The 26,087-nt window shown below is 68.9% G+C and carries 23 protein-coding genes; 21 read left to right on the top strand and 2 right to left on the bottom strand.

The window, feature by feature from the left end; translation table 11 throughout:
* The first annotated feature begins 141 nt into the window (after positions 1–141).
* The 3 genes from ACZ7IB_RS14785 to ACZ7IB_RS14775 are packed head-to-tail and all read left to right on the top strand — an operon-like array spanning position 142 to position 2,901.
* Positions 142–957 (top strand): ABC transporter ATP-binding protein, encoded by an 816-nt coding sequence (locus ACZ7IB_RS14785; RefSeq protein ID WP_266355177.1) that lies wholly within the window; start codon positions 142–144, stop codon positions 955–957.
* Positions 947–1,810: an ABC transporter permease gene (locus ACZ7IB_RS14780; protein WP_470912847.1), complete on the top strand. Its 864-nt coding sequence runs from the start codon at positions 947–949 to the stop codon at positions 1,808–1,810. The genes ACZ7IB_RS14785 and ACZ7IB_RS14780 overlap by 11 nt, the downstream gene beginning before the upstream one ends.
* 53 nt (positions 1,811–1,863) lie before the next feature.
* A complete protein-coding gene (locus ACZ7IB_RS14775) occupies positions 1,864–2,901 on the top strand; it encodes an ABC transporter substrate-binding protein (protein WP_470912846.1) in 1,038 nt (345 codons plus the stop codon).
* A gap of 111 nt (positions 2,902–3,012) precedes the next feature.
* Here ACZ7IB_RS14775 and ACZ7IB_RS14770 read toward each other — a convergent pair whose 3' ends face one another.
* Entirely contained in the window at positions 3,013–4,269 is a 1,257-nt protein-coding gene (locus ACZ7IB_RS14770; RefSeq protein ID WP_470912845.1) for a polysaccharide deacetylase family protein, read from the bottom strand.
* Between the two features lie 44 nt (positions 4,270–4,313).
* Positions 4,314–6,347, bottom strand: a complete 2,034-nt coding sequence (locus ACZ7IB_RS14765) for a transglycosylase domain-containing protein (RefSeq protein WP_470912844.1) — start codon at positions 6,345–6,347, stop codon at positions 4,314–4,316.
* Positions 6,348–6,940: 593 nt separating this feature from the next.
* On the opposite strand from ACZ7IB_RS14765, the gene ACZ7IB_RS14760 reads away from it, so the two are divergent.
* The 18 genes from ACZ7IB_RS14760 to ACZ7IB_RS14675 all read left to right on the top strand — a co-directional run bounded on the left by ACZ7IB_RS14760 (position 6,941) and on the right by ACZ7IB_RS14675 (position 26,082).
* Complete coding sequence (locus tag ACZ7IB_RS14760; RefSeq protein WP_470912843.1) at positions 6,941–8,686, top strand: hydrogenase maturation protein; 1,746 nt, start codon at positions 6,941–6,943, stop codon at positions 8,684–8,686.
* Positions 8,687–8,803: 117 nt separating this feature from the next.
* Entirely contained in the window at positions 8,804–9,883 is a 1,080-nt protein-coding gene (locus ACZ7IB_RS14755) for an NADH-quinone oxidoreductase subunit B family protein (protein ID WP_470912842.1), read from the top strand.
* A gap of 83 nt (positions 9,884–9,966) precedes the next feature.
* Positions 9,967–11,751: a nickel-dependent hydrogenase large subunit gene (locus ACZ7IB_RS14750; RefSeq protein WP_470912841.1), complete on the top strand. Its 1,785-nt coding sequence runs from the start codon at positions 9,967–9,969 to the stop codon at positions 11,749–11,751.
* The gene (locus tag ACZ7IB_RS14745) at positions 11,748–12,338 is read left to right on the top strand and encodes a hypothetical protein (RefSeq protein ID WP_470912840.1); all 591 of its coding nucleotides are present in this window, start codon (positions 11,748–11,750) and stop codon (positions 12,336–12,338) included. Before ACZ7IB_RS14750 ends, ACZ7IB_RS14745 begins: the two co-directional genes overlap by 4 nt.
* Entirely contained in the window at positions 12,335–13,003 is a 669-nt protein-coding gene (locus ACZ7IB_RS14740) for a DUF5947 family protein (RefSeq protein WP_470912839.1), read from the top strand. Before ACZ7IB_RS14745 ends, ACZ7IB_RS14740 begins: the two co-directional genes overlap by 4 nt.
* Positions 13,000–13,701, top strand: coding sequence for a DUF6084 family protein (locus ACZ7IB_RS14735; RefSeq protein ID WP_470912838.1), 702 nt, complete (start codon positions 13,000–13,002; stop codon positions 13,699–13,701). The genes ACZ7IB_RS14740 and ACZ7IB_RS14735 overlap by 4 nt, the downstream gene beginning before the upstream one ends.
* Positions 13,698–15,146, top strand: a complete 1,449-nt coding sequence (locus ACZ7IB_RS14730; protein WP_470912837.1) for a hypothetical protein — start codon at positions 13,698–13,700, stop codon at positions 15,144–15,146. Before ACZ7IB_RS14735 ends, ACZ7IB_RS14730 begins: the two co-directional genes overlap by 4 nt.
* Positions 15,143–15,691 (top strand): hydrogenase maturation protease, encoded by a 549-nt coding sequence (locus tag ACZ7IB_RS14725; RefSeq protein WP_470912836.1) that lies wholly within the window; start codon positions 15,143–15,145, stop codon positions 15,689–15,691. Before ACZ7IB_RS14730 ends, ACZ7IB_RS14725 begins: the two co-directional genes overlap by 4 nt.
* Positions 15,692–15,695: 4 nt before the next feature.
* Positions 15,696–15,812: a DUF6893 family small protein gene (locus tag ACZ7IB_RS14720; protein WP_470912835.1), complete on the top strand. Its 117-nt coding sequence runs from the start codon at positions 15,696–15,698 to the stop codon at positions 15,810–15,812.
* 123 nt (positions 15,813–15,935) lie between these two features.
* Positions 15,936–16,328 (top strand): hydrogenase maturation nickel metallochaperone HypA, encoded by a 393-nt coding sequence (gene hypA / locus ACZ7IB_RS14715; protein WP_470912834.1) that lies wholly within the window; start codon positions 15,936–15,938, stop codon positions 16,326–16,328.
* Between the two features lie 3 nt (positions 16,329–16,331).
* Positions 16,332–17,153: a hydrogenase nickel incorporation protein HypB gene (gene hypB / locus ACZ7IB_RS14710; RefSeq protein ID WP_470912833.1), complete on the top strand. Its 822-nt coding sequence runs from the start codon at positions 16,332–16,334 to the stop codon at positions 17,151–17,153.
* Entirely contained in the window at positions 17,150–19,588 is a 2,439-nt protein-coding gene (gene hypF, locus ACZ7IB_RS14705) for a carbamoyltransferase HypF (protein ID WP_470912832.1), read from the top strand. Before hypB ends, hypF begins: the two co-directional genes overlap by 4 nt.
* 53 nt (positions 19,589–19,641) lie before the next feature.
* Positions 19,642–19,962 (top strand): HypC/HybG/HupF family hydrogenase formation chaperone, encoded by a 321-nt coding sequence (locus tag ACZ7IB_RS14700; RefSeq protein WP_470912831.1) that lies wholly within the window; start codon positions 19,642–19,644, stop codon positions 19,960–19,962.
* On the top strand, positions 19,959–21,086 hold the full coding sequence (hypD, locus tag ACZ7IB_RS14695) for a hydrogenase formation protein HypD (RefSeq protein ID WP_470912830.1): 1,128 nt from the start codon (positions 19,959–19,961) through the stop codon (positions 21,084–21,086). Before ACZ7IB_RS14700 ends, hypD begins: the two co-directional genes overlap by 4 nt.
* A gap of 100 nt (positions 21,087–21,186) precedes the next feature.
* On the top strand, positions 21,187–22,200 hold the full coding sequence (gene hypE, locus ACZ7IB_RS14690) for a hydrogenase expression/formation protein HypE (protein WP_470912829.1): 1,014 nt from the start codon (positions 21,187–21,189) through the stop codon (positions 22,198–22,200).
* Between the two features lie 490 nt (positions 22,201–22,690).
* Positions 22,691–23,725, top strand: a complete 1,035-nt coding sequence (locus ACZ7IB_RS14685; protein WP_470912828.1) for a pyridoxal-phosphate dependent enzyme — start codon at positions 22,691–22,693, stop codon at positions 23,723–23,725.
* Between the two features lie 2 nt (positions 23,726–23,727).
* Positions 23,728–24,954: an MFS transporter gene (locus ACZ7IB_RS14680; protein ID WP_470912827.1), complete on the top strand. Its 1,227-nt coding sequence runs from the start codon at positions 23,728–23,730 to the stop codon at positions 24,952–24,954.
* A gap of 54 nt (positions 24,955–25,008) precedes the next feature.
* Positions 25,009–26,082 (top strand): ornithine cyclodeaminase family protein, encoded by a 1,074-nt coding sequence (locus ACZ7IB_RS14675; RefSeq protein WP_470912826.1) that lies wholly within the window; start codon positions 25,009–25,011, stop codon positions 26,080–26,082.
* Positions 26,083–26,087: the final 5 nt, after the last annotated feature.

Below are 26,087 nucleotides of genomic sequence, written 5' to 3'. Positions count from 1 at the left end.
CCGTCGCCGATGACCAGTCCTCGTGGCGCATTCGTTGCCGCAGCGCGAGCAGAACGAGCAGAACTGCGGGTTATGGGCAGAAGCAGGAGTTGTGGGCGCAAGGGTGCCCACGTCCCCGGGCCGCACTTAGCGTCCCGCTCCATGAACAGCGAAACGAGCCCCGCCATCGAGCTGCGGGGGGCGAGCAAAGCGTTCCGGACTCCGTCGGGGGCGCTCCACACCGCCGTACGGGATCTGGACCTCACGATCGGGCGCGGTGAGTTCGTCGCCGTGGTGGGCCCCACGGGATGCGGTAAGTCGACCACTCTGACTCTGGTCAGCGGTCTGGAGGAGCCCACCGAGGGGGAGGTGCTGGTGGGCGGCGAGCCGGTGCGCGGCATCGGCGACAAGGTGGGCTTCGTCTTCCAGCAGGACGCGGTCTTCCCCTGGCGGACCGTGCTGTCCAATGTGATGGCAGGTCCCCGCTTCCGCGGCGTGCCGAAGCCGGAGGCGAAGGAGCGGGCCAGGGAGTGGCTCGCCCGGGTCGGGCTGTCCTCGTTCGAGGACCGCTATCCCCACCAGCTGTCCGGCGGTCAGCGCAAGCGCGTCGCCCTCGCGGCCACCTTTGTCAACGACCCCGAGATCCTGCTCATGGACGAACCCTTCTCCGCACTCGACGTGCAGACCAGGGCCCTGATGTCGGACGAACTGCTGGAGCTGTGGGCCGGCACCGGAGCCTCTGTCGTCTTCGTCACCCATGACCTGGAGGAGTCCATCGCGCTGGCCGACAAGGTTGTGGTCATGACCGCGGGACCGGCCACGGTCAAGGAGGTCTTCGAGATCGATCTGCCCCGCCCCCGCAAGGTCGAGCAGGTGCGTCTGGAGCCCCGGTTCATCGAGATCTACCGGGAGATCTGGTCCTCGCTCGGCGAAGAGGTCCGCATCACCCGCGAGAGGGGTGCCCTCGATGTCGCCTGAAACCATCACCGCGAACCCCGCCGTCACCAAGACCGAGCGGACCCGGGCCAGGGCGCGGGCCGCCCGCAACCGCAAGTATCTGGTGCTCGGGAGCCGGGTCGCGGTGCTCGTCGCGGTCATCGGGCTGTGGGAGTGGCTGGCCCGAACGTCGGTCATCGACCCGTTCAACTTCTCCATGCCGTCGAAGATCTGGGACCAGATCCGCACCTGGGTCGTCGACGGCACCGCCCAGGGTTCCCTGTGGGAGCAGATCTGGTACACGCTCTACGAAGCGCTGCTCGGCTGGGTCATCGGTGTGATCGCCGGTGTGCTGCTCGGAATCGCGCTGGGCCGCGTCCGCTTCGCCGCCGATGTCCTCGGCCCGTACATCAAGGTGCTCAACGCCCTGCCGCGCATCGTGCTCGCCCCGATCTTCCTCATCTGGTTCGGCCTCGGCCCGGCCTCGAAGGTCGCCTCCGCGGTCGTCCTCGTGTTCTTCCCCGTCTTCTTCAACGCCTTCCAGGGGGCAAGGGAGGTCGACCGCAATCTCGTGGCCAACTCCCGCATCCTGGGCGCCGGCAACCGCCAGGTCACGCTTCAGGTGGTCATCCCCTCGGCCACGTCCTGGATCTTCACCAGCCTGCATGTGAGCTTCGGCTTCGCCCTCATCGGCGCCATCGTCGGTGAGTACATCGGGGCCACCAAGGGACTCGGGCTGCTGGTCGCCGCCTCTCAGGGCACGTTCAACGCCGCCGGTGTCTACGCCGCGATGGTCATCCTCGCGATCGTCGCGCTGCTGGCCGAAGGCCTGCTGACCTTCCTCGAAAAGCGGCTCTTCCGCTGGAAGCCGGCCGAGGCCGACACCGCCCGCTGACGCCGGCCGTCATCCGCACACCCCGACTGTTTCTTCACAAGGACGTGAATCAGATGCGTACATCCACCCGGATCTCGGCCGTCGCCGTCGCCGGTGCACTCGCCCTGACCAGCCTGACCGCCTGTGGCGGCGGCTCCACCTCGGCCTCCGGTGGCAAGAACGACAAGGTCAAGATCATGGTCGGGGGCCTGGACAAGGTCATCTACCTGCCCGCGATGCTGACCGAGCGGCTCGGCTACTTCAAGGAGGAGGGAGTGTCGGTCCAACTCCTGACCGAGCCCGCGGGCGTCCAGGCCGAAACGGCACTGGTCTCCGGCGACGTCCAGGGCACGGTGGGCTTCTACGACCACACCCTCGACCTTCAGGTGAAGGGCAAGCAGGTCGAGTCGGTCGTCCAGTTCTCCCACGCTCCCGGCGAGGTCGAGATCGTCTCCAACAAGGCGGCGGGGGACGTCAAATCGGCGAAGGACTTCAAGGGCAAGCAGCTCGGTGTGACGGGCATCGGCTCCTCGACCGACTTCCTCACGAAGTACCTCGCCGTGAGCAACGATGTGAAGACCAGCGAATTCACGCCCGTGGCGGTCGGAGCGGGGCAGACGTTCATCTCCGCCCTTCAGCAGGGTTCGATCCAGGGCGGTATGACCACCGATCCGACGGTCGCCACCATCCTGGACAAGAAGCTCGGCAAGATCCTCATCGACATGCGGACCCCCGAGGGCTCCAAGCAGGCACTCGGCGGGCTCTACCCGTCCTCCAGCCTCTACATGCAGACCGAGTGGGTCGACAGCCACAAGGACACCGTCCAGAAGCTGGCCAACGCCTTCGTCAAGACCCTGAAGTGGATGTCCACGCACAGCGCCGACGAGATCGCCGCGAAGATGCCCGCCGACTACGCCCAGGGCGGCGGCAAGGCTCTGTACGCACAGGCGATCAAGAGCACGCTGCCCATGTTCACCACGGACGGCGTCATGCCGGCGGACGGCCCCGCAACCGTCGAGCGGGTCCTTAAGGCCTTCAATCCGAACCTGAAGAACGCGAAGGTGGATCTCGCCAAGACGTACACCACGGAGTTCGTCAAGAAGGCAGGCTGACCGAGGGCGTCGACGACGCCTGCGCACGCCGGACCGCGGAGCCCCGAACTGAACGATTCGTCACATCACGCGAGTTGTTCAGCCGGAGCTCCGCTTTCCGCGTTCATCCGCCTACTGCTTCCAGTTCGGCGGCTGGGCGGGATCGAGTGTCCGCCAATGGGCGAGGACCTTGGGGTCCTGCGCATCGAGCCAGTCGGTCAGTTCGCGGAAGGACACGCAGCGCACCTCCTTGCGCGGGCAGACCTCTCGCATCGTTTCCTCGACGGCATCCATATAGATCCCGCCGTTCCAGTCTTCGAAGTGATTTCCGATGAACAGCGGTGCGCGGCTGCCATTGAAAACCCGATCGAATCCGGCGACGTAGGAGTCCCGCGCCTCCTTGCGCCACGTCTGGTACTTCCCGGGGTCGCCCTCGGTGCTGCCTTCCGACTGGTTGTAGAGGAAGTTGAAGTCCATGGACAGCACCTGGAAGTCCTTGCCGGGGAACGGCAGCATCTGCAGCGGGAGGTCCCAGATGCCGTTCTTCTTGGACGGCCAGATCTGGAAGTCTCCCGGGGAACTCGCGTCGTATCGCCAGCCGAATGGCTTGGTCGCCGGCAGAAGGGTCTTCTGGCCTTCGAGGCAGGGGGCCCGTCCGCCGACGACCTCGCGAGTGGGGTCGAAGGGCAGCGGATCGAGGTCCTTGAAGCCTGTGTTCGTCTTCCAGTTCTGTACGAAGGAGTAGAACTGGTTGATCTCGCTGATCCACTCGTTCGTACTCCAGTCCCCACCGCCCTTCTTCTCGCAGAAGTGGCCGTTGAAGTGGGACCCGATCTCGTTGCCCTCCCGCCAGGCGCCGCCGAGCTGTTCCAGCGTCATGCGGATGTGCTCGCGTGTCGGGTAGGAGATCGCGGCCGCTCCGGGCTTGTGCTGGGGCGGCTCGTAGAGGTTCCTCTTCTCCTTCGGGAGCAGGTAGATGCCGGTGAGGAAGAACGTCATGTGCGCATTGCTCTCCTTTGCCGCACGGCGGAAGCGCGAGAACATCCGATCGTCGCCCTCGAGCGCACCGTCCCACGAGAACACCACGAACTGGGGCGGTTTCTCACCCGGCTTGAGTCGCTCGGCCTTCAGCTGGCCGGGCTGCGGCCCGGTGTAGGACGTGGAACCGTCTCCCAGAATCTTGACCTTCCCGTCCCACTTCTCCTCTTCCGTCTTCTTTCCGTCACCCCCGCGATGCTCCCGGGCGGTGGGTGTCGGCGCCGCCACGGTGCTCGTGCCCTGCTGAGGGGTCCGGTTGTCCGAGGAGTCGTCGGACGCCAGCGGGATGAGCGCGGCGGAACCCGACGCGACTGCACATGCCGCGAGCCCCAGGACGATACGGGGCGTCAAGCGGGCCCGTATTCGGCGAACGGCAGATTTTTCTCTGGTATCTGTCACTTCGTCATGGCTTCCGTGTATGTGTTCCAGATCTGGGACGAGAGCTTCTTGCCGGCCGCCGAATCGCCGCCGAGCCCCTTCAGCGGCAGTGGCGCCAGACTCTTCGCCAGGTCCATGCGGTACACGACTACGGCCGTGGACGCGGCCCGGTCGTAACCGACGTACCAGCGCGCGGTGTCGTCCTCGGTGGTTCCGGCCTTGGCGGCGACCGGTGAGGAGAATGCGACGCCGTTCGCCCCGCCGGGCCGTGCGAGCGATGCGGTGACCTCGTCGGCGACACCGGACCGCACGGCGCGCTTGGCCCGCGGCAGATCCAGCCGGATCGGCTCGCCGTTGCGCGTGACCTTTCGTACCGAGTACGGATCGGTGTGCACGCCCCGAGCCGCGAACATGCCGTACGCGTCGGCCATGCGGATGGCGCTCGGTGTGGAGTTGCCCATCGAGAACGCGGGAACGGGGGGACCGAAGCTGGACGGGAGCAGCCCGGATGCCTCGGCCGTACTGCGGACCTGCTTCAGTCCCGCATCCATACCGAGTTGGAGAAACGGGGAGTTCACGGCCTTCGCCATGGCGTCGTGCAGACTGATGCGGCCGTAGGAGCGGTCGCCGTCGTTCTGGCCCTTGACCATCTTGCCGCTGCGGTCCCAGTAGGGACCTTCGGACGTCATGACCGGAATGTCGTCGTCACCGTCGTACACGGTCGAGGGCGTCACGCCGGTCCGGGGGCCGTTGCGCTTGCGTGAGATGCCGTGCTCCAGGCCGGCGGCGTAGACGAACGGGGTGAACGCCGAACCGGCGGGGACGGTGTTCGCGTTGGATTCGTTGAAGGCCTGCCGCTCGAAGTCCGGTCCGCCGTACACGGCGAGGATCCGGCCGTCCGGGGCGACGGACGAGGCCCCGAACCGGACATGGCGGTCCGCCTTGCGCTGCTCGGGATCGAGCGTGTCGCGCGCTTCCTTCACGGCCCGGGTGAGGGCGGTCATCCGCGGCTTCTCGAACGTCGTGTAGATCTGGTAGCCGCCGAGGTCGAAGCGTGCGTCGGAGATGTGTCCGGCACGCTTGGCGTACGACTCGGCGAGCTGAACGAGGTAACCGTCCTGCCCGGAAGTGCTGTTCGGCCTGTGAGGGGGCCTGGGCTCGGGAAAGGTGGTGTACCGGGCACGTTCGGCCGGGCTCAGCTTGCCGATCTCCACCATGCGGTCCAGCGTCCACTTCCACCGTTTGACGGCCCGGTCGTGGTTGCGGGGGTTGATGGCGGGATCGTAGAGCGAGGCCCCCTTGAGCAGGGACGCGAGGAACGCGCCCTCGCTGGCATTGAGTTGGGTGACCTCCTTGCCGTAGTAGGCCTGGGCCGCGCGCTGGAGGCCGTAGGTGCCACGGCCGAACCAACTGGTGTTCAGATACTCCTCGAGGATCTCGTCCTTGCTCACATGACGGTCGAGTTTGACCGCGAGCAGCATCTCGGTGAACTTGCGGGAGAAGGACTGGTCCTGCGAGAGGTAGACGTTCTTGACGTACTGCTGCGTGATGGTCGATCCGCCTTGGGTGTCTCCCTCGCCGACCGTACGCCACAGCGCGCGGGTGATTCCCTGCATCGATATGCCGTGGTCCGAGTAGAAGTCGGCGTTCTCGGCCGCCAGTACGGCCCACCGGACATCGTCGGGAATCTTCGACAGAGGCATCTCCTGGCGGCTCACCCAGCCTGTGCGGGCCATGGGGGTCCCGTCGGCCCAGTAGTAGACGGTGTCCTGCTGGGTGGCGAACGCGTTGAGGTCCTTGGGGATGTCCGTGCGCGCGTAGGCGATGCCCACCACGGTCGTGAGCGTTGCGATGAACATCAGGAACGAACCCACGACCAGCCGCCACGAGGGCACCCATCTTCGCCAGCCGCGCCGGCCCGTGCGCGGATAGTCCGGTTTGCGTGGCAGGCGCAGGCGCGGTCGCTTCGCCTGTTTCCGGTGTCCCGTCCCGGGGCGCAGCGCAGACCGGGCGGCGTGCGCCGTTCTGCTGAGTAACTTGTGCTGTGTCATTCCGTCCAGCCATGACAGGCCGGGCCGGCCGCAGACTACGACCGTGCCCGTGCACGTGTAGTGGTCATTGCTCGTCCGCCGCCACAATCCATTTCGGCCGGCCCTGGCGGGGCCCTGCGGACGTCTGCCCGCGTCAGGCGGGCGGCGGAGTCATTCGTCTCGGCCGGTGTATGGCATGCGCATCCCCAGGTTCAGTTCAGGCCGTGCGGCTGCTGATCGGACCGAAACGCCCAGACGGCGGCCACACGCTTTCCCCCTCGCCGACTCCACCACAGCAAAGGCCAAAGCGTGACCGAGAGTTGCGGCGCGAAGTCACGTAAAGATAACAGGCCGCCGGAGCGGATCGCGCCGACCGGCCCCGACCGGCCTCAGTGGGGTGCGTAGGCGGGCTCGTATCGAACGCCCGGCTCTGCGTCATCTCGCTGCTCGGTTCATTCCGATCCGCTGGGCGCGGGGCTTGCCGTACGGGTTCCACTGAGTGGTCGCCGATGTGTTCGCTTTCGGGTGACTTCGCGGCCGGTTGCCGCTGGAGCTCCGCCCGCAGCGTCCCACCATCGCAATCAGCCGGATCTGGCCGGCGTTGGGAGATCGTTGTGCACATCCTGCTCGTGGCGAGCGCGTTCAACAGCCTTACTCAGCGTGTTCATGCCGAACTGAGGGACCGGGGCCACACCGTGGCGGTGGAACTCGCAGCTCCGGAGCCGTCCGTGCGCAACGAGTCGCTGCGGCGGGCTGTGCGCGAGTTCGCGCCCGACCTCATTCTGGCCCCGTTGCTGAAGACCGCCATCCCCCGGGATGTCTGGGCGGCGCACACCTGCCTCGTCGTCCATCCCGGCCCCCCGGGCGACCGTGGGCCTTCCTCACTCGACTGGGCCATCCATGAGGGCGCGGACACATGGGGCGTGACGGTCCTGCAGGCCGACGAGGAGATGGATGCCGGCGACATCTGGGCATCGGCCACCTTCCCGGTGCCCCCGGTGGGCAAGAGCGACTTGTACCGCAACGAAGTCTCCGACGCTGCGTTGCAGGCCGTGCACCTCGCCGTCGAGCGCTTCTCGTCCGGTACGTACGTTCCTCGACCGCAGAGCGGCGGGGATGAGGAGTCGCGCATCCGTACGCGGCCGTACCTGCGCCAGGAGCACCGTCGCATCGACTGGGAGTCGGACTCCACGGAAGCAGTCCTGCGCAAGCTGCGGGCCGCCGACTCGTACCCCGGCGTGCGCGACGAACTGCTAGGGGATGAATGGTTTCTGCACGGGGGGCACCCGGAGCACGAACTGCGCGGCGGGCCGGGCGAGTTGGTGGCCGTACGGGCAGGGGCGGTCTGCCGGGCGACGACCGACGGCGCGGTGTGGATCCCCGAGCTTCGGCCCCGCCGCAGGCCGGGAGGACCCGCCACGTTCAAGCTGCCCGCTGTGACGGCGCTCGCCGGGCGTCTGTCCGCACTGCCGGAGCACCCTGTGCCGCTGCACGAGGAAGGGCGCCGACACGGCTGGAGCGACATCGGCTACCGGGAGGCGGGGCAGGCCGGTTTCCTCTCGTTCTCCTTCCCCGGCGGTGCGATGAGCACGGCGCAGTGCCGACGCCTGCACGACGCCTACCGGCTGGCCTGCCGACGGCCCACCTCGGTGCTGGTACTGGGAGGCGGCCGGGACTTCTTCTCCAACGGCATCCACCTCAATGTCATCGAGGCAGCCGCCGACCCCGGCGAGGAGTCCTGGGCCAACATCAACGCCATGGACGACCTCGTGGAGGCCGTGCTGACCACCACCGACCGGTTGGTGGTCTCCGCCGTGGGCGGCAACGCGGCCGCGGGCGGGGTGATGTTCGCCCTGGCTGCGGACGAGGTCTGGTGCAGGACAGGGGCGGTGCTGAACCCGCACTACCGCCTGATGGGGCTGTACGGCTCCGAGTACTGGACGTACACGCTGCCGCGCAGGGTGGGGGCCGCCGCGGCGGAGCGCCTCACCGACAGGGCGCTGCCGGTGAGCGCCGAGGCCGCTGTGCGGCTCGGCCTGGCCGACCGGACGGTCGGCTGCGACGCGCAGTCGTTCGCGGGCGAGGTCGTCCGGCTGGCGGCCCGTCTCGCCGCGTCGCCTGCGGCACCGTCGCGGATCGCGGCAAAGAAGGCCGAACGGGACCGGGACGAGGCCGACAGACCCCTGGCCCACTACCGGGAGGAGGAGCTGGCCGTGATGCGGCGGACCTTCTTCGACCCTCGGTCGCCCTATCACGCACTGCGGCGTGCGTTCGTGCTCAAGGATCCTCCGTCGGGCCGGCCGTCGCACCTCGCCCCGGCCCCGACCGGCAGATCTGCGGGGGACCGGCCCGCCCGGTAGCCCGACGTCACCGGACTGGCGGCACACCATGGCGTACTCGCCCCGGACGCTTGGTACCAAGAACAGTGAAGGTCGATATGTCGGCCTTCGTGTGTCTCTTTCCAGGGAGGCATCCTCATGGATGCAGCAACGTCGAACACGGTGGACGCACCTGCTGCGGCCACCGGAGAAGAGTCCCCGATCCATATCCTCTGGATCAACGCGGGACTGAGCTGTGACGGCGACTCGGTGGCCCTGACCGCCGCGATGCAGCCGAGCATCGAAGAGATCGTCGTCGGTGCGCTGCCCGGGCTGCCCAAGATCGAGGTCCACTGGCCGCTGATCGACTTCGAATGCGGCCCCGTGGGTGGTGCGGACACATTCATCGAATGGTTCTTCAAGGGCGAGCGCGGCGAGATCGATCCCTTTGTCCTGGTCGTCGAGGGTTCCATCCCGAACGAGACGATCAAGCCGGAGGGGTACTGGTGCGGTTTCGGTGACAATCCGGAGACCGGACAGCCGATGACCACCAGCGAATGGATCGACCGGCTGGCGCCCAAGGCCCTTGCGGTCGTCGCCATCGGCACCTGCGCCACGTACGGCGGCATTCACGCGATGTCCGGTAACCCGACCGGGGCCATGGGCCTGCCCGACTATCTCGGCTGGGACTGGAAGTCGAAGGCCGGTATTCCGATCGTGTGCGTGCCGGGCTGCCCGATCCAGCCGGACAACTTCTCGGAGACCCTGACGTACCTGCTGTACCAGGCGGCGGGATCCGCTCCGATGATCCCGCTGGACGACAAGCTCCGTCCGGCCTGGCTGTTCGGCGCCACCGTGCACGAGGGCTGCGACCGGGCCGGCTACTACGAGCAGGGCGAGTTCGCCCAGACCTACGACTCGCCCAAATGCCTGGTCAAGCTCGGCTGCTGGGGCCCGGTCGTCAAGTGCAACGTACCCAAACGCGGTTGGATGAACGGCATCGGAGGCTGCCCGAACGTCGGCGGCATCTGTATCGCCTGCACCATGCCGGGCTTCCCGGACAAGTTCATGCCGTTCATGGACGAACCGCCGGGCGCCAAGGTCTCCGCCACCGCCAGCGGTGCGTACGGGGCGGTCGTCCGCAGGCTCCGGGCGATCACGGCGAAGACCCTGGACGCGGAGCCGAAGTGGCGGCACAAGAGGGGTCGGCTGACCACCGGCTACCGGCCCCCGTGGTGAACACGCCGAGGAATCCGATCGCACCCCACACCTTCCGGTGACGACCCCACCTCACGCTTCTCAGAAGGGCTACGGCACACACGATGGCACCGACAACGAAGGCGGCCGGCGACGGCAGCGGCCTGGTGGAGATGGCCTGGGATCCGATTACCCGGATCGTGGGCAGTCTCGGTATCCACACGAAGATCGACTTCAAGCAGAAGCGGGTCGCGGAGTGCTACAGCACCTCGTCGGTCTTCCGCGGCTACAGCGTCTTCATGCGGGGCAAGGACCCCCGGGACGCGCACTTCATCACCAGTCGCATCTGCGGGATCTGTGGCGACAACCACGCCACATGTTCCGTGTACACGCAGAACATGGCGTACGGAGTGAAGCCGCCGCACCTCGGTGAGTGGATCATCAACCTCGGCGAGTCCGCGGAGTACATGTTCGACCACAACATCTTCCAGGAGAACCTGGTCGGGGTCGACTACTGCGAAAAGATGGTCCGCGAGACCAATCCCGGCGTCCTGGAACTGGCCGAGCGCACCGAAGCGCCGCACGCCGGGGAGCACGGCTACCGTACGATCGCCGACATCATGCGGTCGCTCAACCCGATCGAGGGCGAGTTCTACCGCGAGGCCCTCCAGGTGAGCCGCTACACCCGGGAGATGTTCTGCCTGATGGAGGGGCGCCATGTGCACCCCTCCACGCTCTACCCGGGCGGCGTGGGCACCATCGCCTCCGTCCAGCTCTTCACGGACTACCTCAGCCGCCTCATGCGCTATGTGGAGTTCATGAAGCGGGTCGTGCCCCTGCACGACGACCTGTTCGACTTCTTCTACGAGGCCCTGCCCGGGTACGAAGAGGTCGGTCGCCGACGGGTACTGCTCGGCTGCTGGGGAGCGCTCAACGACCCTGAGCACTGCGACTTCACGTACGCCAACATGAGCGACTGGGGACGGAGGATGTTCGTCACCCCCGGTGTGATCGTGGACGGCAAGCTGGTCACCAATGACCTGACCGAGATCAACCTCGGCATCCGGATCCTGCTGGGCAGTTCGTACTACGACGACTGGGAGGGCAAGGAGCAGTTCGTCACCCATGACCCGCTCGGCAACCCGGTCGACCCCCGCCACCCGTGGAACCAGCACACGATCCCGGCGCCGCAGAAGCGGAACTTCGACGACAAGTACAGCTGGGTGATGTCGCCGCGCTGGTTCGACGGCAAGGACCACCTGGCCCTCGACACCGGCGGCGGCCCCATCGCCCGGCTGTGGTCCACCGCGCTCTCCGGGCTTGTCGACGTCGGCTACGTCAAGGCCACCGGCCACAGCGTCGTCATCAACCTGCCGCGCACAATGACCAAGCCCGAGACCACCTTCGAGTGGAAGATCCCGAAGTGGAGCAACGCGCTGGAACGCAACCGCGCCCGCACCTACTTCCAGGCCTACGCCGCCGCGATCGCACTGCACTGTGCCGAGAAGGGGCTTGAGGAGGTCCGCGCCGGACGTACGCAGACCTGGGAGAAGTTCGACGTCCCGGACGAGAGCATCGGTGTCGGATTCACCGAGGCCGTACGCGGCGTGCTGTCGCACCACATGGTGATCAGGGACGGCAAGATCGCCAACTATCACCCTTACCCTCCGACGCCGTGGAACGCCAGCACCAGGGACACCTACGGAACTCCCGGTCCCTACGAGGACGCCGTGCAGAACACGCCGATCTTCGAAGAGAACCCGCCGGAGAACTTCAAGGGCATCGACATCATGCGCGCCGTGCGCAGCTTCGACCCCTGTCTCCCCTGCGGCGTCCACATGTACGTCGGTGGGGGCAAGACGGTGCAGAAGATGCACGTGCCCACCGGGCTGAGCGGACTGGGCGGATGAGCGCGACAACACATACTGCGGCAGCGAAGTCGCCAGACGCGGAGCGGGCCGGACATCGCATCGAAGAGGTGCTTGAGCAACTGACGGCGGCCGGTGACCGGAAGGCCTCCGCGGCGGCCGAGGAACTGGTGCGGGTCCTGATGGACTTCTACGGTGCCGGGCTGGCCCGGATCCTCGACGGGCTCCGGGCCGCACCGGGCCGCGAAACCGGCGACACGCTGGACGAACTTCTGGGTGACGAACTCGTGTCGAGCCTGCTGGTCCTGCACGACCTGCACCCCGAGGACACCGGCACGCGCATCGGGCGGGCCCTCGCGGCCGTCCGCGATCCCGTCGAGGTGGTGACCTTCGACGGGAGCACGGGGACTCTGCGTCTGCGGGACGCCGGCACGGGCGGATGCGGCTGCAGCGGCGCGTCGTCGGCGCAGCAGTCCGTGGAGAACGCCCTGGCCTGCTTCGCACCGGAGGTGACCACGGTCGAGATGGAGCCCGCCTCCGCCACGCAGGAGCCGGCACTCCTCCAGATCGGAACCCGCCCGCCGCAGGGCGTGGCAACCGCCCGGCCGGCCCCGGCCGGAACGCCATGAGCGCGCCCATGACGTGGGCCGGGCGGCCCGCACCCGCCTCGGGCGTGCACACGTTGCGGCGGTTCGCAGCACCGCGTGAACCCCGGCAGGAGCGTTGCGAACTGTGCGGAGTGCCGGTGGCCGAGGGGAACCACCGGCATCTGGTGGATACCGAGCAGCGTTCCCTGGCGTGCTCCTGCACCCCGTGCGCCCTGCTCTTCGAGCGGCCCGGCGCCGCCCACGGCCGGTTCCTGAGCGTCCCGGACCGCTATCTGGCCGATCACGACCACCGTCTCGACGACAACGCGTGGGAACTCCTGCAGATCCCGGTCAGCGTCGCCTTCTTCTTCCGCAACGCCGAACTGGACCGGCTGGTGGCGCTCTACCCGAGCCCTGCCGGAGCCACCGAGAGCGAACTCGATCCGTCGACCTGGCAGACAGTGCTCGGCGGCAGCCGTCTCTCCGAACTGCTCGAACCCGACGTGGAAGCACTGCTGTTGCGCCGCACCGAGGGCCGGGCCGAGTGTTATCTGGTACCGATCGACATCTGCTACGAGCTGGTGGGACGCATGCGTCTGCTGTGGCAGGGCTTCGACGGCGGAGCCGAGGCCCGTGCCGATCTGCAGTCCTTCTTCGAACACGTCGAACGCCGCGCCGAGGCAACGGTGGGGGAGCGACGACCATGACGGACTTCACCTTCACTTGCACCGGCGTACGCGCCGACGCGTACGCCGCCGGCCCCACCCTGGTCTTCCGGCTGCGCATCACCGCATCCGAAGAGGCGCGGGTGCACGCACTCGCGCTGCGCTGCCAGATCCGCATCGAGCCGGCCCGGCGCGGCTACGAAACGACTGAGGCCGAGGGCCTGACGGACTTGTTCGGAGAGCGCTCACGCTGGGGCAGCACACTCCAGCCCGTGCAGTTCGCCCAGGTCCCGGTCATGGTGCCCGCGTTCACCGGGGCGACCGAGACGGACGTCGTCGTGCCCTGTACTTATGACCTGGAAATCGCCGCAACACGGTACTTGAACGCGCTGACGGATGGTGAGGTGCCGCTCCTCATGCTCTTCTCCGGCACCGCTTTCACCGGTTCCGGAGGCTTCCGGGTCGAGCCGGTGCCCTGGGACCTGGAGGCGCCCTTCCGGATGCCGGTGGCGGTGTGGCAGGAGATGGTCGACCAGCACTTCCCCGGGTGCGGCTGGATCCGGCTTCCCCGCGACACCATGAGCGACCTGATCGCATTCCGCTCCCGGCACGCACTGCCCTCCTGGGAGGCGACCGTCCGGGCGCTTCTCGACGCGGCCGGGACCACAGCCCCCCCGCCGGCGGACCGGGCATTCGCCGACGCCGGGCTCGCCGGGCTCGCCGAGAGGACGGCGCAATGACCACATCCGCGCCCACCCTCGCGCTGGATTCCCGTTTCGCCGCCGCCCGGGGCGTGGCCGACGCCGTCCTCTTCGAGGGCTACGTCCTGTACCCGTACCGCGCGTCGGCGGCCAAGAACCGGCTCCGCTGGCAGTTCGGGGTGCTTGTACCGCCGGCCTGGACGGCAGCCGCCGAAGAGCATGACTTCCAGCACACCGAGTGCCTGATGGAACCGAAGACCAACGCGACTCTGGCAGCCGAGGCGCGGTTCCTGCACGCCCAACGGCGCACCGTGCAGCAGCTCCGCGACGACGGCACCTTCGAGACCGTCCCCGAACTCCACCTCACCGACCGGGTCCTGGTTCCATGGGACGAGGGTGCGGAGGAACGGGTCGAAGTGCTCGCCACCGTGGCCGAGCTCACCGGCGACGGAGTCGTCGTCCCCTTCACACGCCCGGCACGCGAGGAGACCGAAACCGTCCGTGACGAGGACGGCCGGATCGTGGGCCGTCTGGTGCGCCGTTGCGAGGAGATCCGCGGCGCGGTACGGCTGTCCGCTGCCGAACTCGACGGCCCGTACCGGGCGATGCGGCTCACCGCCGTCGTGGAGAACACCAGCACATGGACGCCGGACGCCGGCGACGTGGACCGCGACGCCGCTCTGCCCAGGTCACTGGTGGCCGCCCACCTTCTCCTGGGCCTGAGCGCGGGCTCGTTCCTGTCGATGACGGACCCTCCCGAGTGGGCCGAGGGAGCAGTCGCGGGCTGCCGGAATCTGCACACCTGGCCCGTACTGGCCGGCGAGCCCGGCCGTGCGGACCTGGTGCTCTCGTCCCCGATCATCCTTGAGGACCACCCGGCCATCGCCCCGGAGAGCCCCGGAGCGCTGTACGACTCCACCGAGATCGACGAGATCCTCGCGCTGCGCACGGCCGCCCTGACGGACCAGGAGAAGCGCGAGGCCCGGGGGACGGACGACCGCGCGGCCGCCGTGATCGACCTGGCCGACTCGATGCCCCCCGAGGTCCTGGAGCGACTGCACGGCGCGGTGCGGGCCCTGCGGGATGTCACCGAGCCGGGCGCGCCCGCGGCCGTTCCCCCCGACGGATTTCCGCAAATGCCGGAAGGGACCGGCGAGTTCGGCCTGATCCGGCCGGACCAGCCGTGGTGGGACCCGGCCGCCGACGCCGGCGCCGACCCGGCACGCGACCGGATCCTGGTGGACGGCCGGTCAGTGGGCGCGGGCAGCCGCGTACTCCTGCGGCCGGGCCTGCGCCGCACCGACGCCCAGGACCTCTTTCTGCAAGGACGCAGCGCACTGGTCGAAGCAGTACTGCACGACGTGGACGGGGGAGTGCACCTCGCGGTCACCGTGGAGGGCGATCCGGGTGCGGACATCCGGCGCGAGCAGGGCCGGTTTCTGTACTTCCAGCCCGACGAGGTCGCACCACTGGAGGACGGATGACAGCGCCATCGGAGCGGAGAACGACGACTCTTGTGGCGGGCGTCGGCAACATCTTCCTCGGCGACGACGGCTTCGGTGTCGAGACCGTACGACGACTGGCGTCAGGACCCCTGCCCGCCCACGTCGAAGCGGTGGACATCGGGGTGCGCGGAGTCCACCTCGCGTACCAGCTCCTCGACGGATACGACACGCTGGTCCTGATCGATGCCACCGAACGCGGCGGCGATCCCGGAACGCTGTATCTGATCGAGGCCGACCGGCCCGGCCGTATCGCGCCGCAGGAAGCTCTGCTCGACGGCCACCGCATGTCCCCCGACGCGGTCCTGGCCCTGCTGGAGACCCTGTGTGCCGGGACGGGCTGCATCCCCCCGAGACGCACGCTGGTCGTCGGATGCGAACCAGCCTGCGTCGACGAGGGCATCGGCCTGAGCGGTCCCGTGGCCGCTGCCCTACCGGAGGCCGTGAACATGGTCCTGCGCCTTGTGCGGGACGACGAACGGACCGCGCCCACCGCACAGTCGGCGGTCGGCCAGGCCAACAACTGAGGAGATGAACACCGTCATGAAGAAGATCATCATCGGCGGCGCGGTCGCCGTCGCCGTTGCCGCACTCGTGGCCCAGGTACTGCCCGACATCAAGCGCTACGTGCGCATGCGGTGCATGTGACGGCACCCCGATCCGCCAGGTCCCGGGCTGCACCGAATGACGTACGTACCGTCCGGCATCGGCGAGCCAGCCCGGCTGCGGCCGCAACCTCCCGGTGTAATGACGCGGGCAGGACGGAGACCCATGCATGAGATGTCCATCGCCATGGCCGTCGTCGGCCAGGTGGAAGAAGCAGCCCGAGCCGGCGGCGCCGTCGCCGTCACATCCGTCCGGCTCCAGGTCGGCGAGCTGGCCGGAGTGGTCCCCGACGCGCTGTCCTTCTGTTTCGAACTGGCCTGCGCCGGGACCGTTCTGGAAGGCGCGGAGCTGGTGGTCGACTCCGTACGGGCGAGAGCACGCTGCGCGTCCTGTGTGGACGAATGGGCGGTCGGAATGCCTCCGCAGCTGTGCTGCCCCTTGTGCGGCGAGGCAACCGCGGAGCTGCTCTCGGGCCGCGAACTGCAGATCGCCGACGTCCACTGGGACGAAGGACCCGCGCAGAGACCTACCCGTGAACCGATTTCCGAGGAGCGCTGAACCATGTGCCGTGTGGTCGATCTGCAGCAGGCGGTACTCGCGAAGAACGACACGACAGCGCATCGCCTGCGCAACGAACTTGCCTCCCGCGGGACCGCGGTCGTCAATCTGCTCTCCAGCCCGGGCAGCGGGAAGACGGCACTGCTCGAACGCGAACTGGTCCTGGCCCGTGAGACGGGCGTCCCCGTCGCGGCGCTGACCGCCGACCTGGCCACCGAGAACGACGCCATGCGCCTGGCCCGCTCCGGAGCCCCGGTCAAGCAGGTACTCACCGACGGCCTCTGTCACCTGGAGGCCCGGATGCTGGGCGGACACCTCGACGGGTGGCTGCCCGAGGACACCCGGCTCCTCTTCGTGGAGAACGTCGGCAACCTGGTCTGCCCGGCCTCGTACGATCTCGGCGAAACCCTGAGGGTCGTCCTCGCATCGGTCACCGAGGGCGAGGACAAGCCGCTGAAGTACCCCACCGCCTTCGGGCTGGCGCACCTGGTGCTCGTCACCAAGACGGACATCGCCGAGGCTGCGGCCTTCGACGAGGACGCGTTCCGCGCCCACGTCGAGCAGGTCAATCCCGGTGTGGAGGTGCTCCTCACCTCTGCCCGGCGCGGTGACGGCGTCGGGGCGCTCCTCGAACGGGCGCTGGACGCCGCGAGCGGAGCCCCGGTCCACCGGCCTGTCATGGCCCAGCAGCACCACTCCACGCACACCCATACACACGCAGAGCCCAGCGAGACTTCTCACGGCCGCCCCCACACGCATGCCGGTCGGGGCGAGCCCGGTACCGCGACGGATGCGTCCGGCGCCATGGCGCAGACCCGCGCGTGACGACCCAACGGACCGGCCCGGCCACGGGTGAGCCGGCGCAGCGTCGCCGGGTCACCGTCCGGGGCGTCGTCCAAGGCGTCGGGTTCCGGCCCTACTTGTACACACGAGCCCTCGCGATGGGCCTGGCCGGACACGTCACCAACACCCCCGAGGGCGTCGTCGCGGAAGTCGAGGGCTCACCTGCCGCCGTGGCCCTGTTCTGCGAAGGGATCACCGCGAGCGCACCGCCCATGGCCGTCCTCGATTCCGTCGAGCACAGGGAAGTCCCCGCCGAGGGCGGCGCCGGATTCACCATCGTCGCCTCCCGGACCGGCGGACCCTCCCGCACGCTGGTCCCGCCGGACGTGGCCACCTGCGCCGACTGCCTCACCGAGCTGGCCGACCCCGCGGACCGGCGCCACCGGCATCCCTTCATCACCTGCACCAACTGCGGGCCGCGGTTCACCATCGTCACGGATCTGCCGTACGACCGCGCACACACCACCATGGCCCGCTTCCCCATGTGCCCCGACTGCGCCCGAGAGTACGCAGACCCCGCAGACCGCCGCTTCCATGCCCAGCCGGTCGCCTGCCATCGATGCGGGCCGCGCCTCGATCTGCTGGTGGCGCGCCCGGACCCGGACAGGGCTCCGCGACGTATCACCACAACGGACCCGGTCGCCGAGGCTCGTGGACTCCTGGCCGGCGGCGCGGTCCTCGCCGTCAAGGGGCTCGGCGGGTATCACCTCGCGTGCGATGCGACCAATGCCCGGGCCGTGGCCGCACTACGCCGCCGCAAGGCCCGTGGAGACAAGCCGTTCGCCCTGATGGCCCGCGACATCGGCGACATCGAACACCTCGTCCATGTCGGCGCAAAGGAGTGGGCGCTGCTCACCGGCGTCGTCCGGCCGATCGTCCTGCTGAGGCGCCGCAGCCGCGCCGTCCCCGGGCCGGACGCCCCGGTACCGTCGGACAACGTCGCCCCGGGCAGCCCCGATCTCGGCGTCATGCTTGCCTACACCCCCCTGCACCACTTGCTCCTCGGCCTGCCCGGCGACCCGGCCGGGCCGCGCCTTCTCGTCATGACGAGCGGCAACGTGGCCGGGGAGCCGATCGTCACCGACGACGCCGAAGCGCTGGACCGGCTCGCCCGTCTGGCCGACGCCTGGCTGACCCACGACCGCCCGATCCAGGTACCGTGCGACGATTCCGTCGTACGAGTCTGCGACGGGGAACTGCTGACCGTACGCCGCTCACGCGGCTACGCCCCCCGGCCCGTCGAACTGCCTCTCCCGGTACCGGCGATCCTCGCTGCGGGCGGCGACCTCAAGAACACCCTGTGCCTGGCGGAGGGGCGCAGAGCCTGGCTGTCCGCCCACATCGGTGACATGGACGACCTCGCCACACAACATGCCTTCGAGGACGCCGGTCAGCACTTGGAGACCATCACCGGGGTGCGACCCGCGGTCCTGGCCGTCGACAGCCATCCCGGATACCGTTCGGGACAGCTGACCCGCCGTCTGGCCGGTGAACGGCAGGTCGTACGCGTACAGCACCATCACGCACACGTCGCCTCCGCAATGGCAGAAAACGGCCTGGACGGCAGCCGGCGGGTGATCGGCGTCGCGTTCGACGGCACCGGCTACGGCGACGACGGAGCCGTGTGGGGCGGAGAGATCCTGCTGGCGGACTACGACGGTTACCACCGGTTCGGGCATCTCGCGTATGTCCTTCTGCCGGGCGGCGACGCCGCCGTACGGCGTCCCTACCGCATGGCCCTGGCACATCTGCACGCGGCAGGAATCGGCTGGGCGCAGGACCTGCCGTGCACCGCGGCCTGCCCACCCGATGAACTTGACGTACTGAAAAGGCAGTTGGAGCGGAATCTCAACTGTGTCCCCACCTCCAGCATGGGCCGGCTGTTCGACGCCGTCTCCTCCCTCACCGGCACCTGCCACCGCGCCGGATACGAGGCCCAGGCCGCCGTCGAACTCGAAACCGCCGCGCTCGGGACGGCCGAGGACGACTGCGCGGGATACGGCTTTGCGCTGCGCACTCCCGCACCGGGCAGCGGGAGCGCGCTGATCGCCGACCCCGCGCCCGTACTGTCGGCGGTGGTGGAGGACGTGCGCGCGGGAACTGCGCCGGGCGTCATCGCGGCACGCTTCCACGAGTCGGTCGCCGCCCTCGTACGCAGCACCTGCGTCCTGGCGCGTGAGCGGTACGGCCTGGACACCGTTGCCCTGACCGGCGGAGTGTTCGCCAACACCCTGCTCTCCTCGGCCTGCGCCCGGACGCTTCGCGGACACGATTTCACCGTCCTGCTGCACCACCAGGTCCCCCCGAACGACGGAGGGATTGCACTGGGACAGGTGATGGTGGCCGCCCGAACCCGCGCCGCCTCAACACTTGATGGCCGCATCGGCGCGGCGCAGGGGAGTGCGGCCATCCACTGACGGCGTGTCCCGGCAGGACCGGGCAGGCGGATCAACCACAGCAAGGAGAAGCCATGTGCCTGGCGGTGCCCGGCAGAGTACTGGAAATCGAGGAACGGGACGGCACACGCATGGCCATCGTCGATTTCGGCGGAGTGGTCAAGGAAGCATGTCTGGAGTATCTGCCGGACCTTCAGGTCGGCGAGTACGCCATCGTCCACGTGGGGTTCGCCCTGCAGAAACTGGACGAGGAGTCGGCCCGGCAGACACTGGAGCTGTTCGCCCAACTCGGCATGCTTCAGGAAGAGTTCGGCGACCCGTGGGAAATGGCGGCAGAGGCGGGCGGGCTGCCGCTGCCCGGTGCCGGTGAAGCGGCCCAGGAGGCGCAGCAGTGAAGTACATCGACGAATTCCAGGACCCCGCACTGGCCCGGCGGCTGCTCGACGAGATTCGCGCCACCGTGACCAGGCCGTGGGCGCTGATGGAGGTCTGCGGCGGGCAGACCCACACCATCATCCGGCACGGCATCGATCAACTGCTGCCGGACCAGGTCGAACTGATCCATGGACCGGGCTGCCCGGTGTGCGTCACCCCTCTGGAGGTCATCGACAAGGCGCTGGAGATCGCCTCCCGCCCGGAGGTGATCTTCTGTTCCTTCGGCGACATGCTCCGAGTCCCCGGCACCGGCCGGGACCTGTTCCGGGTCCGCAGCGAGGGCGGCGACGTACGGGTCGTCTACTCCCCGCTCGACGCGCTGAAGATTGCCCGGCAGAACCCGGATCGGGAGGTCGTGTTCTTCGGAATCGGCTTCGAAACCACCGCGCCTCCCAACGCGATGACGGTCTATCAGGCACGCAGGCTCGGCATCCGCAACTTCAGTCTGCTGGTGTCCCATGTCCGGGTGCCACCGGCGATCGAGGCGATCATGCAGTCGCCGAGCTGCCGGGTGCAGGCATTCCTCGCCGCAGGACATGTGTGCAGCGTCATGGGCGTGGGCGAGTATCCCCAGCTGGCCGAACGGTTCGGTGTCCCGATCGTGGTGACAGGATTCGAACCGCTGGACATCCTGGAAGGCGTGCGCCGTACCGTGGCCCAGCTGGAACGCGGTGAACACACGGTGGACAACGCCTACCCGCGCGCAGTGCGCCCAGAGGGGAACCCCGCCGCTCTGGCCATGCTGGAGGACGTCTTCGAGGTGACCGACCGGTCCTGGCGCGGCATCGGCGTCATCCCCGCCAGCGGCTGGCGGCTCTCCCCGCGCTATCGGGACTACGACGCCGAATACCGTTTCTCGGTGACCGGTATCGATACCCGTGAACCCGCTCAGTGCCGCAGCGGAGAGGTTCTGCAGGGCCTGCTGAAGCCCCATGAATGCGAGGCATTCGACACCATCTGCACTCCTCGCACCCCACTCGGAGCGACCATGGTCTCCAGCGAGGGCGCCTGCGCCGCGTACTACCTCTACCGGCGGCTGGACATGAAGAAGACCGCACCTGTGGAGGCGAGCTCCGTTGGCTGAGACCGTCGAGACCCCCACGCGCGGTGACGTAACCGCTTCGTCAACGCCTCCCTCCGGTGTCCCGCCGCTCGATCCCACGGCATGGACGTGCCCGGCCCCGTTGCGGGATCACCCGCGCATCGTGATGGGCCACGGCGGCGGCGGCGCGCTCTCCGCCGAGCTGGTCCAGCACATCTTCGCCCCCGCCTTCGGAGGCGAGGTGCTCGCGCAGATGGGCGATTCGGCAACGGTGTCGCTGGGCGGAGCCCGCCTGGCCTTCTCCACCGACTCTTTCGTGGTGCGGCCGCTGTTCTTCCCCGGTGGCAGCATCGGCGACCTCGCGGTCAACGGCACCCTCAACGATCTGGCCATGAGCGGTGCACGTGCTGCCTATCTGTCCTGCGGATTCATCCTGGAGGAGGGCGTCGAGCTCTCCGTCGTCGCGCGCGTGGCCGAAGCCTTCGGCGCCGCCGCGCGCAACGCGGGCGTCGAGGTGGCGACGGGCGACACAAAGGTGGTCGAAGCCGGTCACGGCGACGGCATCTTCATCAACACTGCCGGCATCGGCCTCATCCCGGCCGGCGTCGACCTGCGTCCGCAGCGTGTCGTCCCGGGTGACGTCGTGATCGTCAGCGGGGCGATCGGTGTCCACGGCGTGGCGATCATGAGCGTGCGCGAGGGACTGGAGTTCGGCGTCGAGATCGAAAGCGACTGCGCGGCCCTGGGAGGACTCGTGGAGGCCATGCTCTCGGTCACCGGGGACCTGCACGTACTGCGCGACCCCACCCGTGGGGGGCTCGCCGCATCCCTCAACGAGATCGCAGCGGCGTCGGGCACCGGCATCGTGATCCAGGAGCGCAACGTCCCTGTCCCTCCGCCGGTGGCCAATGCCTGCGCCATCCTGGGCCTCGACCCGATGTACGTCGCCAACGAGGGGAAGCTCGTGGCGTTCGTACCGCGTGAACACGCCGATGCGGTCCTGGACGCGATGCGCGCGCACCCGCTGGGCCGGGACGCGGCAGTGATCGGTGAGGTGGTGGACGCCCACCCGGGCATGGTGGTGGCCCGCACCGGGCTCGGCGGGACACGGGTGGTCGACCTGCCGGTGGGGGAGCAACTGCCGCGGATCTGCTGACGACCCGCCTCCCTGCGCCGGATCCCACGGCATGCCCGACCGAGCGCGCGCCGGATCCGGTTGCAGGGCGCGGGAGTCCTTTGCCCATTTCGGCGGCCCGGCCGGCCTCTGTCCGGCAGTCCGGGCCACCACGTGGGGCACCGACCGCACAGCGACGGAACCGTTCCGGCACAGGGTCGGGACGGTTCTCGTCGTGCGGGTCCGGCAGCACCGACAGGTGTTGTACCGAACCGGCCATTTCGAATTGCCGACCGCACCCTGCACGCGGCGGACCACTGAGCCGTCCCCCGCCGGTCGGCGCTGGGATCCTCAGCAGGGATGCGGAGGGGCGCGAAGAGGCGTCAAGCGCTGTTCTGGCCAAGAGTGACACGCGCGCCGGGCAGTGGCGTGGTGACACCGGGGGGTGCATGCCTAAGGTCTGAGTGCGCGCAGCGGGGCAGACCGGTCGAACGATGGAAAAGGTCAACGACGCATCGCACAGGGGGAAGCAGTGCCGCGTGTCAAACCCGTCCTGGCACGGGCCCTCCGCAAGACCCCCTTACTCCACCTGGACGTCGCCCACCAGGGCCGGGTACGGCGTCTGGGACTGAAACTCGAGGAACATGGCCCCACCGGATCGGTGAAGGACCGCAGCGCCGTGGGGCTGTTACAGGCGCTGCACGACGAACGACCGCTCACCCCGGGCACGGTGGTGGTGGAATCCACCTCCGGCAATCTCGGCGTGGCCCTGGCCCGGCTGCTGCCCTCCATCGACTGCACCTTCCTCGCGGTGGTCGATCCCAAGACCCCGCACGCCACCCGCACCATGCTGACCGAACGCGGCGCCCGGGTGATCGTCGTCGACCAACCGGACGGCCAGGGCGGCTACCTGCTGAGCCGGCTGCGCAGGGTGCGCGAGCTGTGCGACCACAACCCCGGATACCGCTGGCCCAACCAGTACGAGAACTGGGCCTCGCCCGACATCCACCGCCGCACCACCGGACCCGAGATCACCGAGCAGGCGGGACCGGAACTCGGCGCGGTGTACGTGCCGGTCTCCACCGGCGGCACCCTCGCCGGCATCAGCGCACATCTGCGCCGGCACCGGCCCGACGTCGCCGCGATCGCCGTGGACGTACGCGGCTCGCTGGCCGTCGCAGGCAGCGCCGGACGCCGACTGCTGCCGGGCATCGGAGCCAGCCGGCCGTCCGCCTTCCTGAAAGGGCCGCACGGCTACGACCGTGCCGTGCACGTCGACGACATCGAGGCGATCGCCGTCTGCCGGATCCTCGCCGAGGACGTGGGACTCGCACTCGGGGGGTCCAGCGGCTGCGCCGTACGCGCGCTGCTGACCGACCTGGAGAACGGCCGCATGGACGACCGGCTCGCGGTCTGCCTGGCCGCCGACGGCGGCGGCAAATACCGCGACACCCTCTACTGCGACGACTGGGCGACCGAGCAGGGCGTCGTCAAGGAGATCACGGCCGCCGTGGAACAACTGCGCCGCGAAGGCCTCTTCTTCGACCGAGAGCACCAGGAGCACTGACAATGGACACGAGCACCACCCTTGACCGGCGGCGGGCGCGCCCCGACTACCGGCAGTTCCTGCCGCTGGTCCAGGGCGCCACGCTGATCGAGTGGACCGGTACGGGACTGTTCCTCGCCGTCTCGACGATCTACTTCGTCAAGGTCGCTCATCTCAGCACGTCGTCCGTCGGCACCGGCCTGACGATCGGCGGAGCCGTCGCCATCGCCGCCGCCGTGCCCATCGCCCGGCTGGCAGGAAGATTCGGGCCGAAGCCGGTGCTGATCGGTGTGATGCTGCTGCGCGCCCTGGCCACCGTCGGCTATCTGTGGGTGGACGGCTGGTGGAGTTTTCTCCTCGTGGTCGCCGTCATCGCCGTCACCGAGCAGTCCTCGCCCCCACTGGTGCAGTCGTACGTCGGTGCGCGAGCCCCCGAGAGCCTGCGCGCGAAGGTGATGGCCGTGCAGCGCACCGTCGTCAACCTCGGGATCAGTCTGGGCGGGCTGATCGCCGGAGTCGCCCTGGGTTCCGGAGCACCCGGAGCGTTCCGGCCGCTGCTGATCGGTGGCGCACTCGCCTATGTGGCGGTGGCCGTGGTGTACGGCACCGCACAGGGAGAGGAAGCCGCGACCGCTGTCGAGAGCGCCCGTGTCGCGGATCTGCTCAAGGACCGACGGCTGCTGGGCTTCACCGCGTACAACGCACTGGTGTCGCTCTGGATGCCGGTGCTCAACGTGGCCTTCCCGCTGTGGCTCGTCACCGGGACCGACGTACCGGAGCGCTATGTCGGAATCCTGTACGCCGTCAACACCGTGCTGTGCATCGCTCTTCAGTACCCGCTCAACCGCTGCTACAGCACAACGCGCCGGGCGTGGTACTCGTACGCGGCCGCGGCACTGCTGCTCAGCTGCGGCACCCTGGCCTTCGCCGCCGCGCCCGGCTTGGGAACGCGGGAAGCACTGCTGGTGCTCGGTGCCGCCGTCGTCCTCCTGACGTTCGCCGAACTGCTCCAGGTCGGCGCATCGTGGACCCTCTCCTTCGACCTGGCACCCGAGCGGGCGCGCAGCGCCTATCTGGTGCTGTTCAACACCAGCCGCACCGTCGCCAACCGAGTCGCGGGCCCGGTGCTGATGACCGGCGTCGTCCTCGCCCTCGGTACGGCCGGCTGGGTCCTGCTCGCCTGCGTGCTGCTGCTCGGCGCGCTCGTCCCCTTCGCGATGCTGCGCGGGCCGCGCGGCGGCGGTGACTGAACCGCTCCCGGATTCTCCCCACCACCGACCTCACGCCAAGGAGCTTCACCCGCAATGGACTTCGAGCAATACCCCGACAGCCACTTCCGCTATCTGACCCGTGCGGACGTCATCGAGGCGGCCCGCGACGTGGACATCGTGGCGGCGGTGGCCGAGGCGCTCATGCTGCACTCCGCCGGACAGTCGGTCCTGCCCGAGGAGGCCTACCTCGGCTGGACCACTCCGCAGGGCGACTCGGCCCGGCTGCTGGCCATGCCCGGCGCGCTGGTCCAGGACGGCCGGCTACCGGTCATCGGTATGAAGACCATCAACGCTTCGATCGGCAACCCGGGACGCGGCATACCGCGCTCCCAGGGCTTCACCCTGCTCCTCGACCCGGAGACCGCCCGCCCCCTCGCACTGATGGAGGCCGCGTACATCAGCGCGATGCGCACCGCGGCGGTGACCGCGCTCGCCGTTCGCCATCTGGCGGTGGAGGAGCCTCGACAGCTGGCACTCCTCGGCTGCGGCGCGCTCGCACAGGCGCATGTGGCGCTGCTGCTGCGCACCGTGCCCACCCTGCGCCGAATCTCGCTGTACGACGTGGCGCCCGACCGTGCGAAGTCCGTCGCCCGGTACATCGCTTCGCTTCCCGGGGCCGCGGACGTCGAGACGGTGCTCGCCGACGGTCCGCGCGAGGCTGTGCGGGACGCCGAACTCGTCGTGCCCGTCACGACGGTGACCCGGGGCTACATCGAACCTGACTGGCTGCGGCCGGGCACGCTCGTCTGTCATGTCTCGCTGGACGACCTCACCGAGGCGGCGGTCCTCTCGGCCGGCACGGTGATCGTCGACGACTGGAGCCTGGTCCGTGACGACCCGCGCCGGCTGCTGGGCCGGATGCACCGGGCGGGCACCCTGCTCGGCCCCGACGGCACCCCGAGAGAAGGAGTCACCGCACGGCCCGGTGCCCGTCGCGTCGACGGCACGCTCGGCGATGTGCTCGCCGGCCGGCACCCCGGCCGCCGAGACCGGGACGAGATCGTGATCAGCAACCCGTTCGGTATGTCGATCCTCGACGTCGCCGTCGCCGACCGCATCCACGCCCGCGCCGAAGCCGCCGGTCTGGGCGTCCGGCTCACACTCTGAGGGGG

Source organism: Streptomyces sp. NPDC037301 (assembly GCF_055602785.1).
This window is presented reverse-complemented; position numbering and strand designations above follow the sequence as displayed.

Coding starts and splice junctions, on each gene's coding strand:
- ACZ7IB_RS14740 (WP_470912839.1), top strand. CDS start 12,335: ATGAGCGCGCCCATGACGTGGGCCGGGCGGCCCGCACCCGCCTCGGGC.
- ACZ7IB_RS14700 (WP_470912831.1), top strand. CDS start 19,642: ATGTGCCTGGCGGTGCCCGGCAGAGTACTGGAAATCGAGGAACGGGAC.
- ACZ7IB_RS14765 (WP_470912844.1), bottom strand. CDS start 6,347: ATGACACAGCACAAGTTACTCAGCAGAACGGCGCACGCCGCCCGGTCT.
- ACZ7IB_RS14755 (WP_470912842.1), top strand. CDS start 8,804: ATGGATGCAGCAACGTCGAACACGGTGGACGCACCTGCTGCGGCCACC.
- ACZ7IB_RS14785 (WP_266355177.1), top strand. CDS start 142: ATGAACAGCGAAACGAGCCCCGCCATCGAGCTGCGGGGGGCGAGCAAA.
- ACZ7IB_RS14680 (WP_470912827.1), top strand. CDS start 23,728: ATGGACACGAGCACCACCCTTGACCGGCGGCGGGCGCGCCCCGACTAC.
- ACZ7IB_RS14750 (WP_470912841.1), top strand. CDS start 9,967: ATGGCACCGACAACGAAGGCGGCCGGCGACGGCAGCGGCCTGGTGGAG.
- ACZ7IB_RS14725 (WP_470912836.1), top strand. CDS start 15,143: ATGACAGCGCCATCGGAGCGGAGAACGACGACTCTTGTGGCGGGCGTC.
- hypA (WP_470912834.1), top strand. CDS start 15,936: ATGCATGAGATGTCCATCGCCATGGCCGTCGTCGGCCAGGTGGAAGAA.
- ACZ7IB_RS14745 (WP_470912840.1), top strand. CDS start 11,748: ATGAGCGCGACAACACATACTGCGGCAGCGAAGTCGCCAGACGCGGAG.
- ACZ7IB_RS14780 (WP_470912847.1), top strand. CDS start 947: ATGTCGCCTGAAACCATCACCGCGAACCCCGCCGTCACCAAGACCGAG.
- ACZ7IB_RS14675 (WP_470912826.1), top strand. CDS start 25,009: ATGGACTTCGAGCAATACCCCGACAGCCACTTCCGCTATCTGACCCGT.
- ACZ7IB_RS14730 (WP_470912837.1), top strand. CDS start 13,698: ATGACCACATCCGCGCCCACCCTCGCGCTGGATTCCCGTTTCGCCGCC.
- hypB (WP_470912833.1), top strand. CDS start 16,332: ATGTGCCGTGTGGTCGATCTGCAGCAGGCGGTACTCGCGAAGAACGAC.
- ACZ7IB_RS14775 (WP_470912846.1), top strand. CDS start 1,864: ATGCGTACATCCACCCGGATCTCGGCCGTCGCCGTCGCCGGTGCACTC.
- ACZ7IB_RS14720 (WP_470912835.1), top strand. CDS start 15,696: ATGAACACCGTCATGAAGAAGATCATCATCGGCGGCGCGGTCGCCGTC.
- ACZ7IB_RS14735 (WP_470912838.1), top strand. CDS start 13,000: ATGACGGACTTCACCTTCACTTGCACCGGCGTACGCGCCGACGCGTAC.